The organism is Tardiphaga sp. 37S4 (assembly GCF_021044645.1).
In the GTDB taxonomy this organism is placed as follows: domain Bacteria; phylum Pseudomonadota; class Alphaproteobacteria; order Rhizobiales; family Xanthobacteraceae; genus Tardiphaga; species Tardiphaga robiniae.
On record NZ_CP088008.1, the window covers coordinates 4,199,975 to 4,212,818 of the forward strand.

The 12,844-nt window shown below is 61.3% G+C and carries 15 protein-coding genes; 4 read left to right on the forward strand and 11 right to left on the reverse strand.

The window, feature by feature from the left end; translation table 11 throughout:
* Positions 1 to 27 precede the first annotated feature (27 nt).
* Entirely contained in the window at positions 28 to 1,140 is a 1,113-nt protein-coding gene (locus LPB73_RS19935; RefSeq protein WP_120288595.1) for a branched-chain amino acid aminotransferase, read from the forward strand.
* Positions 1,141 to 1,202: 62 nt separating this feature from the next.
* Here LPB73_RS19935 and LPB73_RS19940 read toward each other — a convergent pair whose 3' ends face one another.
* The 7 genes from LPB73_RS19940 to uvrC all read right to left on the reverse strand — a co-directional run bounded on the left by LPB73_RS19940 (position 1,203) and on the right by uvrC (position 8,070).
* The gene (locus LPB73_RS19940; RefSeq protein ID WP_231077939.1) at positions 1,203 to 2,600 is read right to left on the reverse strand and encodes an MATE family efflux transporter; all 1,398 of its coding nucleotides are present in this window, start codon (positions 2,598 to 2,600) and stop codon (positions 1,203 to 1,205) included.
* A gap of 176 nt (positions 2,601 to 2,776) precedes the next feature.
* Positions 2,777 to 3,001: a hypothetical protein gene (locus LPB73_RS19945; RefSeq protein ID WP_184513794.1), complete on the reverse strand. Its 225-nt coding sequence runs from the start codon at positions 2,999 to 3,001 to the stop codon at positions 2,777 to 2,779.
* Positions 3,002 to 3,450: 449 nt separating this feature from the next.
* Complete coding sequence (gene prmB, locus LPB73_RS19950) at positions 3,451 to 4,488, reverse strand: 50S ribosomal protein L3 N(5)-glutamine methyltransferase (protein ID WP_231077940.1); 1,038 nt, start codon at positions 4,486 to 4,488, stop codon at positions 3,451 to 3,453.
* Positions 4,488 to 4,970: a molybdenum cofactor biosynthesis protein MoaE gene (locus LPB73_RS19955; RefSeq protein WP_175367611.1), complete on the reverse strand. Its 483-nt coding sequence runs from the start codon at positions 4,968 to 4,970 to the stop codon at positions 4,488 to 4,490. The genes prmB and LPB73_RS19955 overlap by 1 nt, the downstream gene beginning before the upstream one ends.
* 25 nt (positions 4,971 to 4,995) lie before the next feature.
* Entirely contained in the window at positions 4,996 to 5,247 is a 252-nt protein-coding gene (moaD, locus tag LPB73_RS19960) for a molybdopterin converting factor subunit 1 (RefSeq protein WP_068731149.1), read from the reverse strand.
* Positions 5,244 to 5,855: a CDP-diacylglycerol--glycerol-3-phosphate 3-phosphatidyltransferase gene (gene pgsA, locus LPB73_RS19965; protein ID WP_089261825.1), complete on the reverse strand. Its 612-nt coding sequence runs from the start codon at positions 5,853 to 5,855 to the stop codon at positions 5,244 to 5,246. Before pgsA ends, moaD begins: the two co-directional genes overlap by 4 nt.
* A 121-nt stretch (positions 5,856 to 5,976) precedes the next feature.
* Positions 5,977 to 8,070, reverse strand: coding sequence for an excinuclease ABC subunit UvrC (gene uvrC / locus LPB73_RS19970; RefSeq protein WP_231077941.1), 2,094 nt, complete (start codon positions 8,068 to 8,070; stop codon positions 5,977 to 5,979).
* A 317-nt stretch (positions 8,071 to 8,387) separates the two neighbouring features.
* Between uvrC and LPB73_RS19975 the strand changes: the two genes are divergently transcribed.
* Positions 8,388 to 9,008 (forward strand): outer membrane protein, encoded by a 621-nt coding sequence (locus tag LPB73_RS19975; protein WP_068731146.1) that lies wholly within the window; start codon positions 8,388 to 8,390, stop codon positions 9,006 to 9,008.
* 151 nt (positions 9,009 to 9,159) lie between these two features.
* Here LPB73_RS19975 and LPB73_RS19980 read toward each other — a convergent pair whose 3' ends face one another.
* From LPB73_RS19980 to LPB73_RS19995, 4 genes are all read right to left on the reverse strand, one after another.
* Positions 9,160 to 9,375 (reverse strand): cold-shock protein, encoded by a 216-nt coding sequence (locus LPB73_RS19980; protein ID WP_068731145.1) that lies wholly within the window; start codon positions 9,373 to 9,375, stop codon positions 9,160 to 9,162.
* Between the two features lie 253 nt (positions 9,376 to 9,628).
* A complete protein-coding gene (locus LPB73_RS19985) occupies positions 9,629 to 10,489 on the reverse strand; it encodes a 23S rRNA (adenine(2030)-N(6))-methyltransferase RlmJ (RefSeq protein ID WP_231077942.1) in 861 nt (286 codons plus the stop codon).
* 32 nt (positions 10,490 to 10,521) lie between these two features.
* Positions 10,522 to 11,208 (reverse strand): ribonuclease T2 family protein, encoded by a 687-nt coding sequence (locus tag LPB73_RS19990; RefSeq protein WP_120288589.1) that lies wholly within the window; start codon positions 11,206 to 11,208, stop codon positions 10,522 to 10,524.
* 86 nt (positions 11,209 to 11,294) lie between these two features.
* The gene (locus LPB73_RS19995) at positions 11,295 to 11,765 is read right to left on the reverse strand and encodes a hypothetical protein (protein WP_089261833.1); all 471 of its coding nucleotides are present in this window, start codon (positions 11,763 to 11,765) and stop codon (positions 11,295 to 11,297) included.
* A gap of 167 nt (positions 11,766 to 11,932) precedes the next feature.
* Here LPB73_RS19995 and LPB73_RS20000 point away from each other — a divergent pair, with 167 nt between their 5' ends.
* A complete protein-coding gene (locus LPB73_RS20000) occupies positions 11,933 to 12,226 on the forward strand; it encodes a hypothetical protein (protein WP_068731365.1) in 294 nt (97 codons plus the stop codon).
* 50 nt (positions 12,227 to 12,276) lie between these two features.
* Positions 12,277 to 12,819 carry a DUF3617 domain-containing protein gene (locus LPB73_RS20005; RefSeq protein WP_231081198.1) on the forward strand — a complete coding sequence of 181 codons (543 nt, stop codon included), beginning with the start codon at positions 12,277 to 12,279 and terminating at the stop codon, positions 12,817 to 12,819.
* Positions 12,820 to 12,844 lie beyond the last annotated feature (25 nt).

The window sequence follows — 12,844 nt, forward strand, 5'->3', positions numbered from 1 at the left end:
GCTGCGCCGTAAGCAGGAGTGAGGTCCATGGGAGTTTCGTTTGATAAAATCGATGGCGCAGCTTTGCTGAAATTCGAAATTCAGCCCGCGGCGAACGCGGTGTCCGAGGGGGACCGCGCAGCAAAACTCAAGGATCCGGGCTTCGGCCGGGTTTTCACCGACCACATGGCTCTGGTCCGCTACAACCAGAAGGACGGCTGGCATGGCGCGCGCATCGAATCCCGCGCGAATTTCCCGCTCGATCCCGCAGCGGCCGTCCTGCATTACGCGCAGGAGATTTTCGAAGGGCTCAAGGCCTATGTCCGTGAAGACGGCGGCGTGAATCTGTTCCGCCCCGATGCCAATGCCAAGCGTTTCCGGAATTCGGCCGATCGCATGGCCATGGCCCCCCTGCCCGAGCCCGTGTTTATCGAAGCGATCGAGCAACTCGTGCGCATCGACCGCGCCTGGATTCCATCAGGTGAAGGCAGCCTCTACCTGCGCCCCTTCATGGTCGCGAGCGAGATTTTCCTCGGCGTGAAGCCGTCCGCGGAATACATCTTTGCCGTCATCGCCTCGCCGGTCGGCTCCTATTTCAAGGGCGGACCCGCCCCGGTGTCGATCTGGGTGTCGGAGAACTACACACGCGCTTCAATCGGCGGCACCGGCGCCGTCAAATGCGGTGGCAACTACGCCGCGAGCCTGCGCGCGCAGGCGGAAGCCAGCGATCACGGCTGCGATCAGGTCGTGTTCCTTGATGCGGTCGAGCGCCGCTACATTGAAGAACTCGGCGGCATGAACATCTTCTTTGTGTTCGAGGACGGCTCGCTGCTGACACCGCCGCTCGGCACGATCCTGCCAGGCATCACCCGCGATTCGATTATCGCATTGGCGAAGGATAAGGGCACGCAGGTGCGCGAAGAGGCCTATACGCTCGACCAGTGGCGCGCCGACGCTGCCAGCGGCAAGCTGAAAGAGGCCTTTGCCTGCGGCACTGCGGCGGTCATCTCGCCGATCGGCCAGGTTCGCTCTGCGAGCGGTGATTTTACCATCAATGGCGGCGCGGCTGGTCCGGTCACGATGGGGCTGCGCAAACAGCTGGTCGACATTCAGTACGGTCGCGCACCCGACCCGCATAACTGGATTCGCAAGGTCCTGTAAGCCTACGCTTCTGAAGACAACAAATGCCGCGGCCTTTCGAGGCTGCGGCATTTTTATTTGGCTCAAGTCGCCGGCACGAGCCCGAGTTGCTCGCGCCGGGTCCAACGCCAGAGCATGACCGGTGCAACGACCGCGAGACCCGCTGCCAGCCCGATCCAGATGCCGACGCCGCCGAATCCGAGCTTGAATGCGAACAGCAGGCTGAGACCTAGGCCGAAGCCCCAATAGCCGAATGCGGCAAAGATCATCGGCACGCGCGTATCCTGCAATCCGCGCAGCATCCCTGCAGCTACCGACTGCGCGCCGTCCGCAATCTGAAACACCGCCGCGCAAAACAGAAACGACATTGCCGTATCGATGACGACCGCATTGGCGGGATTGCTCAGATCGATGAAGGCGCCAATCAGGAGACGCGGCGCAGCCAGCAACAACATGCTCATCGACGCCATGAATGCCACCGCAAGGCCAAATGCAGTCCATCCTGCTCGCGTGATGCCATCGCGATCCACGGCGCCTTTGGCCAATCCAACGCGGACAGTTGCCGCCTGGCTTAGTCCCATTGGCACCATGAACGAGATCGATGCGATCTGGATCGCAATCGCATGCGCCGCGATGGCGGCCGTTCCAAACTGCCCCATCAGGAACACCGCCGCATTGAAGACGGTAATTTCGAATGCAAGCGTTGCGCCGATCGGCAGACCGATGCGCCATAGCTTTGCGAGACGTGGCCAATCGGCGCGCCACCAGTTGCCGAACAAATGATAACGCCGGAACTTCGGATGCCATCCGACGACGAGCGCAAAGACAGCGAACAGAAAGATGTTCGACAGCGTGGTCGCAAGGCCGGAACCGCGCAGACCCATCTCCGGGAATCCGAGATGGCCGAACACCAGAACCCAGTTGGCAGCAGCATTGAACAGAACGGTGACGCCCGTCACCAGCAGTGCCCAGAGTGGGCGTTGCACGGCGGCAACGAATGAGCGCAGCACGATGAAGCCTAGCGCGGGCAGGAAGCCCCATTGCAGCATATGCACGAAGCTCTGGGCGTCGGCCGCCGCCTGTGCCTCCTGACCGAACAGCAACAGGATCGCTTCTGTATGCCAGAGGACGATCCATGCCGGCACCGAGACGATGAGCGCCGTCCACAAACCCTGCCGAAACGTCCGCCTGACATCGCGCACCGCATGCAACTTGCGACCTATCGCCTCCGCCATCATCGGCGATGTCGCAGTAACGAGACCGATGGCGAAAATCAGAAACGCGAAATAGAGATTCACGCCGAGCGCCGACGCAGCCAAAGCCTCCGCGCTCACGCGGCCGAGAATGATTACGTCGGTCGTCGTCAGTGCGATCTGTGCCAGATTGGTCAGGATCAGCGGCCAGCCGAGCGCCAGCGTCGCTCGCAACTCGGTGAGCCATTGGTTGCGCGTGAGACTGCGACGTGATTCATTTGCGGACATTACGAGCTTGTAAGACGGGATGAACGGCTGTGAAACCCGTCAAACGTCAAAATGCGCGTAACACAGCTGAATCCATCCATATCTTCGCAAAGCATGCATCATTCAGCATCGTAGCGCCATCAGAGCAAGGCTCGGCAGACTGCACTGCGATCTCAGCGCAGCCTGCTGCGCCTCGCTCATGTCTTGAATCCTGCGGACTTGTCTTGGACCACCTTCACCCAAATCAATCGCTGGCCGGTAATGCCGCCCCTTTGCATTCCCCATTCGACGACCTTGGATATCGCAAAATCAAATCCCGTCCTTCCCGGAATTTGATCGTGGGCCGCAGACAATGCCTCGTCGAGCGTCGTACCGAGGCCTTCGAAGATGACTTCCGTGGGTCGTGGCTTGGCGTTCGACATCGTCGTCTCCGTCTTACCTATCGGCACGTGCCATCACGCACCCATCGTGCATTCGCAGTCTCGGCGGCGCACAAGGATGGATAGGTGCGCGGATAGCCTTTGACGGGATCGATTGCACAGACGGGATTCAAGTTGAAAATACATATGGGTCCAAGGCACATGCCTGGATGCAGAACGCGGGCATGGTCGAGCTTCGCCCAGCAAGCGTTCGAATAGGTCTGCCGTGATCCGTCCTTCTTCACAGCACAAACTGGTATGACATCGGTCGTACAAATCGATGCTTGTGCCCGCGCAGAGTCGGTAGCTGAAGCCGCGACGGTGAGACCAAAAAGAAAAATCCAGAATACGCGCATCTGCAAATCCTTCTGCCTAAAATCAATGGCTGAAGGATTGCACAACTATAGATTGAAAACAAGAATTTTGAGGCTGCCCTGCTTGCTGCGGCTCAACTAGCCGGCGCCGCGACCTTGCAGCGCAGCAGCGGACACCCAGAACACCTCGCCTTCGGAGTCTTCGGTGTCCAGCCAGATCAACGGCAGATCGGGAAAGGCTTCATCGACATTGGCGCGGCCGCGACCGATTTCACACAACAAACCGCCATGTGGATTCAGATGATCGCCAGCCTGTTCAATGATCTTCCTGACGATGTCGAGCCCATCATCGCCGCCATCGAAAGCCATAGCCGGTTCGGCCAGGCATTCATCCGGCAAATCCGCCATGCCCTGCGCATCGACATAAGGCGGATTGGTGATGATGAGATCGTAGCGGGTATCGCCGAGCGGTTCGAACAGATCCCCCTTGTAGAGCGTCAGCCGCTCATCGAGCCCGTAATCGATGACGTTGCGCATGGCGACGGCGAGCGCTGCGGGCGACAGATCGACGGCATCGACCTGCGCATTGGGGAATGACTGGCTGGCCAGGATCGCGATGCAGCCGGAGCCGGTGCAGAGGTCCAGCACGCTTTCAACGTCCATGGGATCGTCGATCAGCGAGCCGCCTTCACCGTCATCGCCGCTGAAATGAGAATCCAGCAATTCGCCGATGAAAGACCGCGGCACGATAGTGCGCTCGTCCACATAGAACGGCAGGCCGCGCATATAGATCTTGTTGAGCAGATAGGCCGCCGGTTTGCGCGTCGTCACGCGGCGATGAATGATGTCGAGAATCTGCTTGCCTTCGGCCGCAGTTACCCGCGCCATGGCGAAATTCTCGAACTGGTCGGGATGCAGATGCAGGACTTCGCAGACGATGAAGGCGGCTTCGGCCACGGGATCGGTGGTGCCGTGCGCAAAAGAGAGCCGGGCTTCGATGAAACGGCTGGTGGCGTAGCGCACATAGTCGAGCAATGTCGCAAGCTCGCCCGCACCAACCTTCGGCAGAGTCGCCGTTGCGATCTTCTTCACGGAAGTCTTTGCCTTTGCAGGAGCCTTGCTCGCGGATTTCCTGACCACCTTCTTCGCGGTTGTCTTCACAGTCTTCTTTGCCATCAGTTTTTATCCCAGCGCGCCGCGGCGTCGTCATCGTCGGTCTTCGCAGCAATCCAGCTGCTGCCACCGGCGGTTTCCTCGCGCTTCCAGAACGGAGCATGCGCCTTGAGGTAATCCATCAGAAACTCGGCGGCCTGAAACGCGGCCTGGCGATGTGCCGACGCGGTTAGCACCACCATGATATTCTCGCCGGGCAGGATGCGGCCGACGCGATGAACGATTGTCACGCCTGTCAACGGCCAGCGTGTCATCGCTTCCTCGGCGTGGCGCGCAATCTCGGCTTCGGCCATGCCCGGATAGTGCTCCAGCGTCAGCGCCGTGGTCGCGTCGCCACTGCCACTTAAGTTTTCTTGGCCGCCACGGCAGATACCACTGAACGTAACGACCGCGCCGATGTCCGTACGGCTTGCCGTCAGCGCCGCGATTTCGCTGGAAACGTCGAAATCGGCATCCTGGATGCGGATGGTCACGTTGGAGGTCATGAGATCAACGCAGTCGTTGCTAGAATCAGCCGCCGGTCATCGGCGGGAAGAATGCAATCTCGCGGGCGCCAGCAATCACGGTGTCGGGCCGCACATGCGTGTGGTCGATGGCGGCGCGGATCACTTTCGGCGTTTCGAACGCATAGGCATATTCGTCGCCGCGCGTGCTCAGCCATCCGATCAGATCGCCGACGGTGCGCACGGCTGCTGGCGGCTCGACCGTCTCTTCGGCCTTGCCGATGCGCTCGCGCACCCAGGCGAAGTAGACGACCTTCATGCATCCTCCGCAATGAGGTGGTGAATGCCAGCCCTGAAATAGTCGTAGCCCGTATAAATGGTGACGAGCGCGGAAATCCAGAGCAGCAACAGACCGAGTTGCGTGGTGATCGGGATCACCTGATCGCCGGCCTCGCCGGCCAGCAGGAAGCCGATGGCGATCAACTGGGCCGTCGTCTTCCACTTCGCCACTCTGGAGACCGGGACGCTGACACGGAGTGCGGCGAGATATTCACGCAGGCCCGAGACCAGAATTTCGCGGCACAGGATCACGATGGCGGCCCACAGGGTCCAGCCATGGATGATGCCATCAGCCGCCAGCATCAGCAGGCAAGAGGCCACCAGCAACTTGTCGGCGATCGGATCGAGCATCCGGCCAAAGGCCGACTGCTGATTCCAGATCCGGGCGTAATAGCCATCGAGAAAATCCGTGACCGCGGCGCCGATAAAGACGGCCAGCGCGACCCAGCGCAGCCATAGCGGGCCATCCATGATCGACTGCGAATAGATGCAGCCGACCACCACCGGAATGGCGGCAATGCGGGCCATAGTCAGGATATTTGGCAGGGACATCGCGGAATTCGCGGCCCGTCTCGTGGTCACTGTCATCCGTCTTACCAATACTGCCAGAGCGCAGAGGTCAACCGCCAGCGAAGCGGCGCGGCTTAGTTTACCGCAAAACTGCCCCAAGGCATGCGACAGCCAGATTACGTCTCGTCCATCTTTGCGGTCATCTGGCCACTGGCTGGGGGTGAAAAAAGTCGAAAATCTTGCGGGCGCTCTCGGCCGAGATGCCGGGAACCTTGCCGAGGTCGCCTACGGAGGCCCGCTCGATCTCTTTCAGCGTTCCGAAATGGTGCAGGAGTGCCCGCTTGCGGGTTGGGCCGATCCCCGGGATTTCCTGCAATCCGGCCTCGCGGATGTCCTTCTTGCGCAGTGTGCGGTGCGATCCAATGACGAACCGATGCGCTTCGTCGCGCAGCCGCTGGATAAAATACAGAACGGGGTCCCGGGGCTCCAATTTGATGGCATCGCGGCCAGGAATGAACATGGTCTCGCGGCCGGCGTCACGATCCGGCCCCTTGGCCACAGCCATCAGGGTCACATCGGTCAGCTTCAGCTCGTCGAAGATCTCCTTGACTGCATTGAGCTGGCCGCGGCCGCCGTCGATGATGACGAGATCGGGCCATAGCGGCACATCATCGTCCTTAGGCTTTGCCACCTCGCCTTCAACCGGCGGCGCCAGCAGACGCTTGAAACGGCGCTGCAGCACCTCCTTCATCATCCCGTAGTCGTCACCGGGCGCGAGCCCTTCGGACTTGATGTTGAACTTGCGGTACTGGTTCTTGATGAAGCCATCCGGCCCCGCCACGATCATGGCACCGACCGCATTGGTGCCCTGGATATGGCTATTGTCATAGACTTCGATGCGCTTCGGCACGGTGGCCATGCCCGCCATCTTCGACATGCCTTCCAGCAGACGCGTCTGCGTCGCCGTGTCGGCGAGCTTGCGGCCAAGCGCCTCGCGGGCATTGGTCAGTGCATGGACGACCAGCTCTTTCTTTTCGCCGCGCTGCGGTGTCAGCACCTCGACCTTGAAGCCTGCCTTGACGCTAAGCGCGCTGGCCAGCAGCTCGCTTTCCTCGATGGCATGCGACAGCAGCACCATCTTTGGCGGCGGCTTATCCTCGTAGAACTGCGCCAGAAACGAGCCGAGCACTTCCTCCGGCGTGTACGATTTTTCGGCCTTGGGGAAATAGGCGCGGTTGCCCCAGTTCTGGCCGGTGCGGAAGAAGAACACCTCGACGCAGGAATAGCCGCCCTCCTGATGGATGGCGAAGACGTCGGCCTCCTCCACGGTGCGCGGATTGATGCCCTGCTGCGACTGGATCGCCGACAATGCCGCAAGACGGTCGCGATACAGCGCGGCGCGCTCGAAGGCGAGTTCTTCCGACGCCTTCTCCATTTCGCCGGCCAAAAGCTGCTTCACCGCCCGGCTGCGGCCGGACAGGAAGTCCGTCGCCTCACGCACCAGTTCGGTATAGCCGGGAAAATCGATCTCGCCGGTGCAGGGGCCAGAGCAGCGGCGGATTTGATACAGCAGACACGGGCGCGTGCGGCTCTCGAAAAAGGAATCCGTGCACGACCGCATCAGAAACGCGCGCTGCAGTGCCGTGATGGTGCGGTTGACCGCGCCCACCGACGCGAATGGACCGAAATAGCGGCCGGGCCGCGACTGCGCGCCGCGATGCTTCAATATCTGCGGCGCCCAGTGATCGCCCGAGATCAGAATATACGGAAAGGACTTGTCGTCGCGGAGCTGCACGTTGAATCGCGGACGCAGCTGCTTGATGAGATTGGCCTCGAGCAACAGCGCCTCGGTCTCGGTCGCGGTCGAGATGATTTCCACCACCACGGTCGCCGCGATCATGCGTGCGATGCGCATCACCTGCCCGGTCGGCCTTGCATAGGACGACAACCGCTTCTTCACGTTCTTGGCCTTGCCGACATACAGCACATCGTTGGCCGCATTCAGCATCCGGTAGACGCCCGGCGAGGTCGGGGCATGGCGCACGGCATGTTCGATGGCCGCACGGCCGATCGCCAGCGGGCCCTCGGCGACCACGTCGCCGGAATCGTCATCGCCAGTATCCGGGAGCGCGCCGTCTTCCTCGTCGTCGGCGGCCGCGGGTTCCGGTTCGAGATCGGGTGGCGCCTGCAAGGTGGCCTGGGTGGCCTGCCCGGAACTAGGGCTGTCGGAACCTGGCTCTGCTGCGGGCTCGGATGATGTCTCGTGCAGCGGCTCGGTGGGGTCTTGAATCATGAGGTCAATTTAAGCGCTGCAGCGGGTCATCGCCAGCATTCGTGCGACCGGAAATGCCCTCGCAACTGCCGGTTTTCCGGCTGCTCGCGGCAGGCCACAGGATTTTGGCCGCCCGCCCCAGGAAATTCGCGGATTGCCAAAAGTAAGACTCTTTTAACGCCAATACGGCGCCGCAGCGGCCCGTTAAGGACCGCTTAATCTAAAACTCTCGATAAATCGTCTCGATAAAAGATGGAATTCCGTAACCCTAAGGCTTCGTTCGGCAGATCCCGAGCGCTCCCATGGGCCGGCAGTAACGCGTATTTTGGAGAGTTGAGATGAGTAAGTTTGCGTTCGCAGCAGTCGCCCTCGTGGCTGCAGGTGCGACAACAGCACATGCGGCGGACATGCCTTACCGGTCGCGCGCCCCCTATACCGTTGCCCAGCCGCTCAACGCCTATAGCTGGGCCGGCCCGTATCTCGGCGCCACTCTCGGTTACGAATGGGGCAGCGTCTCCAACACCGGTGCGAAGCCCTCGGGCATCGCCGGCGGCGTGACGGGCGGCTACAACTGGCAGAGCGGCAACATCGTGTTCGGTCTCGAAGGCGATCTGCAGGGCACTGGCGCAGATGACCGCTTCGCCACCTACAAGTTCTCGAACCCCTGGTTCGGCACCGCGCGCGGCCGCATCGGCTACGCTTTCAACAACGTGCTGCTCTACGGCACCGCCGGCCTCTCCTTCGGCAGCCTCGAAGCCGAGCTGAACGGCCTGCAGCAGTCGCAAACTTCGGTTGGCTGGACCGCGGGTGTCGGCGCCGAAGTCGGCATCTACCAGAACTGGACCGCCAAGATCGAATATCTCTATGTCGATCTGTCCAAGAACACCTACACGCTCACCGGCACCGACAGCGCGCTCAGCTTCGGCACTGTGCGCATCGGCGTGAACTATCACTTCTAAGCCCGGCTCCGGACGCCTCGCGTCCGGACCTCTACTCAAGTACTTCGTCTCCAGATACGTCGACTCCAAGTACAAGAAACCATTGCCATCCACTCCCGGCCGCGCTGCGGCCGGGATTTTTTTATGGCCCACTCCCAAGCTGGATCCGCCGCTATCCTGTGATGACCAGATTGACCGCTTTGGGGCCCTTGCCCTTCTTGTCGGGCTCGACCTCGAAGGTGATCCGCTGTCCTTCGATCAGGTCCTTCAGGCCAGCGCGCTCGACTGCGGTAATGTGCACAAACACGTCCCGTCCGCCATCGTCCGGCTTGATGAAGCCGTAGCCACGCTCGCCATTGAAAAACTTGACCGTACCGCTCATGCCCATCGGGTCCCTCCCCGCAATGCTCCGCCGCGGCGCTTTCGCGCTGCGACCGACCGGACATTCACTCCACGGAAGCTAGGCCTTGTTTCAATATCGATTTGGGCCACGTCACTCCGCCGCAACCATTCGCGGAAGCGGAACGTAAAGCCAGTCATAATGCCAGCAGCTTAATACGGTTCCGCCGGGATTGACTACCGTTTTTGGCGGCGCCGTTTGATAGTTGGAGTTTGCGTAGTTCAGCGCAGACCGTGCGACGTCAGGGTTTGGCCGTCTCGAGCCGGAAGCGTCCAGCGCCGCCAAGGCCAAGCGGCTTCTCGAGCTGCGGCAGGATTTCCTTGAGCTCGGCAGCAAGCTTCCACGGCGGATTGACGATCAAAAGTCCCGTCGAGGTCAGCGGACCATCCGCCGTTTGCGGTGCAACGCTGAATTCGAGGCGCAGGCATTTACCAGGTGTGGCAGATGCAGCGGCCGTCGCGGCGACGTGCTGCGCCAGCTCATCGGTGGCGCGGCGGCTCTTGGCGGGATACCACAGCATGTAAATGCCGGTCGCCCATTTGGCATAGACCTGCTCGAACACTGCAGCCATCCGCGCGAATTCGTTCTTATCTTCATAGGGCGGATCGATCAGCACCACGCCGCGTCGTTCCTTCGGCGGCACATAGGCCGGCAGACCGATCCAGCCATCGATATCGACCACGCGCGCCTGCTCGTCCCTGCGCAGCGCAGAGATCAGCTTCTTGCGCGCCTGCGGCTCGACCTCGCAGCACACCATGCTGTCCTGCGGCCGCATCAAGGCGCGCGCGATCAGCGGCGAGCCGGGATAGGCCTTGAGTTCGCGCGGCGCATTGAATGACCGGACAATGTCGAGATAGGGCGCGACCAGCGGCACACTGGCTTCGCTGAACCGCGCCTGCAGGGCGCGCGCGATGCCGGTGGTCCATTCGCCGGAGCGCGTGGCTTCATCGCCGGTCAGGTCATAGAGCCCGGCGCCGGCATGACTGTCGATGACGCGGAACGGCGCCGGCTTCTCCTGCAGATGGGTCAGGATGCGGACCAGCACGATATGCTTGATGACATCGGCAAAGTTGCCGGCGTGGAAGGCGTGGCGATAATTCATGCGCCAGCAGTACGCTACGATGGCGGTTTGAGCTAGCCGCCTCGCATCGGCGGCATCACCACCTGATCGCGGCGGCAGGCGCGGCGGTCAATCTCCTCGCAGGCGCGGAACTGGAGATCCTTGCTCATGCAGACCCGGACCTCGGTCAGGCGGTTTCGATCGCAGGTCACGGCGATGGCCGAATTGCTGAGACCCGGATTGACCTTGATGAAGGCTTCCTCGATTGCGTCAGGCGCAATTGTCTTGGCCTGCTGCAGATCGAGAAACTCGTCGGGAATTTTGACGCCGGCGCGCGCCTTGCGGATGGCTTCGAAATAGGCGCGCTGGCCGAGGCCGGAGCAGGTGCCGTGCTTGTCCCATTCATTGAAGATCAGGCCGGGCGCCGGCATCAGGTCGAGCATCGACTGCATGATATTGCGTGCCAGCCGCGGGGCCGGACGCTCGCAGTAATTCGGGAAGCCGCGGTCATATTGCGGCCACAGGCCATGAACCACGAAAGAGTAAGGCCGGCCGCCGCATTGCATCTGGGCCGAGCGGTTGTTGCCACCGCGCTCCTGGGCCGCCTCGCAGAAACTCGGCGACCACGACAGCGACAATACGTAAAAATCGAATTCGCCCGGCGCGTTCTGCCGGCGGTCCTGTGCTGAGGCCGGATCGACGCTCAGCGCCGCGAGCGCGAGAAACCCAAGCGAAATGACAAGTCGAAATGCCTGAAACATGACGCGCCCCACCCCTGAGAAGGGCAAACCTAATCAGGCATCAAGAACAATTCAAGAACAAAATGGGTTGGATCCGCAAACGAAGCTTAGTGCTTCGCTGCCCGGCAGCGCGGGTTATAGGCCCAGTCGCGGTCAAGACCGACGACGCACCATTCCACGCCCTGGCCGTAGCCGGCAAAGCCGCCATCCTCGATGATCGAGTAATGCACCTGGCGCGTCTTGCCATCGGTCAGCATCGCGTCGGCGGTGCAGTAGCGGCGCGGGATGTTGTCGGAGGTCCAGGGGCGGAATGCCGTCTCATGGACGCGGCTGAAGCCGGTGATCTGCAGCGCCGAATTCCAGAAGGTGCTTTCCTTGTCCTGGAACTGCGACGAAATCGTCGAGAGACCAGCTTCGCAATCCGCCAGACGGCCCTCGTAGTTCGGCCCGGACAGCCAGAAGTTCAGCTCGAGCAGGTTCGCAGCCTGTGCGCCGGGAGCCAGGGTCATAAGCCCGAGAACGGCGCCGGTAACGGCAGCCAGGACGGCTTTCTTCCAGGATGAAATGAGGTCGCGCATGGGGAATCCGCCGTCTGATGATTGTTCCCGGAACGTGCCGCGAAGCCCGTGCAGGGTCAAGTGCATCGCGGCCACACCCAGCGCACAACTCTGTCAGAACCTAGACGGCGTTCTTTTCAGCGTCGCCGATGCCCTCTAAGGTGCCCGTAACGACGATGGAGACGGTGATGCGAATGATTCGGTTGGCGATTTTGGCTGCAGGTCTGAGCGGTGCGATCATGAGCAGCGCGGCCAAGGCCGACTGGGTGCCGCCATTCAAGGGCAATGACACCGGCGGCATCATCTCCACATCCCTGATCAGCCAGACCGACATTCGCGCCCTGGCGATCGATCATTGCGCGCGTTACGGCAAGGTCGTGAAATTCCTGAGCGCACCGCAGGAATATGGCGCCTACGTCTCGTTCGCCTGCCGCTGGGTGCCCTATGGCGCCTCGGATCGGCCGCTCCGCGTTCGCTACTGAACCTTTTCACGCGACACAGCGTCTCATCGGCTTGGGGAGAACCAAGCATGATGCGACGCTGTGTTTCACTGTTGAATATTTCCGTTTTGAGCGCGACTGCGATGTTGTGGGCAATACCCGCCATCGCCGATCCCATCGAGTTGCCGGCGCGCAAGGCCGGGCTCTGGGAAATGAAGATGCAGGGCAGCGCCGGGATGCCCGGCATGACGATGCAGCACTGCACCGACGAGACCACCGACAAGTTCATGAACACGACCTTCTCGCCGATGGCGAAGGACATGTGTTCGAAGAACGAGATGAAGAAGACCGCGACGGGCTATGTCACGGATTCGGTCTGCAATATCGGTGGCACCACCAGCACGTCGCATGCCGAGATCACCGGCGATTTCAACTCTGCCTATACGATGAAGATCACCTCGCAGAGTTCGGGCGGCGCCAAGGCCAACACTGGCGACAGCACCACGCAGCTGGAAGCCAAATGGCTCGGCGCCTGCAAGCCGGACCAGAAGCCCGGTGACATCATGATGCCCGGCGGCATGAAGATGAATGTCAAAGACATGGAGAAGATGAAGGGCATGCACCGGCCGCAATAGAGCCGCGCGCCCGCTGACTGGATGT

Bases quoted from the DNA above. Each gene is read 5' to 3' on its own strand.
- LPB73_RS19935 (WP_120288595.1), top strand. From the start codon at position 28: ATGGGAGTTTCGTTTGATAAAATCGATGGCGCAGCTTTGCTGAAATTC.
- LPB73_RS19940 (WP_231077939.1), bottom strand. From the start codon at position 2,600: ATGTCCGCAAATGAATCACGTCGCAGTCTCACGCGCAACCAATGGCTC.
- LPB73_RS19945 (WP_184513794.1), bottom strand. From the start codon at position 3,001: ATGTCGAACGCCAAGCCACGACCCACGGAAGTCATCTTCGAAGGCCTC.
- prmB (WP_231077940.1), bottom strand. From the start codon at position 4,488: ATGGCAAAGAAGACTGTGAAGACAACCGCGAAGAAGGTGGTCAGGAAA.
- LPB73_RS19955 (WP_175367611.1), bottom strand. From the start codon at position 4,970: ATGACCTCCAACGTGACCATCCGCATCCAGGATGCCGATTTCGACGTT.
- moaD (WP_068731149.1), bottom strand. From the start codon at position 5,247: ATGAAGGTCGTCTACTTCGCCTGGGTGCGCGAGCGCATCGGCAAGGCC.
- pgsA (WP_089261825.1), bottom strand. From the start codon at position 5,855: ATGACAGTGACCACGAGACGGGCCGCGAATTCCGCGATGTCCCTGCCA.
- uvrC (WP_231077941.1), bottom strand. From the start codon at position 8,070: ATGATTCAAGACCCCACCGAGCCGCTGCACGAGACATCATCCGAGCCC.
- LPB73_RS19975 (WP_068731146.1), top strand. From the start codon at position 8,388: ATGAGTAAGTTTGCGTTCGCAGCAGTCGCCCTCGTGGCTGCAGGTGCG.
- LPB73_RS19980 (WP_068731145.1), bottom strand. From the start codon at position 9,375: ATGGGCATGAGCGGTACGGTCAAGTTTTTCAATGGCGAGCGTGGCTAC.
- LPB73_RS19985 (WP_231077942.1), bottom strand. From the start codon at position 10,489: ATGAATTATCGCCACGCCTTCCACGCCGGCAACTTTGCCGATGTCATC.
- LPB73_RS19990 (WP_120288589.1), bottom strand. From the start codon at position 11,208: ATGTTTCAGGCATTTCGACTTGTCATTTCGCTTGGGTTTCTCGCGCTC.
- LPB73_RS19995 (WP_089261833.1), bottom strand. From the start codon at position 11,765: ATGCGCGACCTCATTTCATCCTGGAAGAAAGCCGTCCTGGCTGCCGTT.
- LPB73_RS20000 (WP_068731365.1), top strand. From the start codon at position 11,933: ATGCGAATGATTCGGTTGGCGATTTTGGCTGCAGGTCTGAGCGGTGCG.
- LPB73_RS20005 (WP_231081198.1), top strand. From the start codon at position 12,277: ATGCGACGCTGTGTTTCACTGTTGAATATTTCCGTTTTGAGCGCGACT.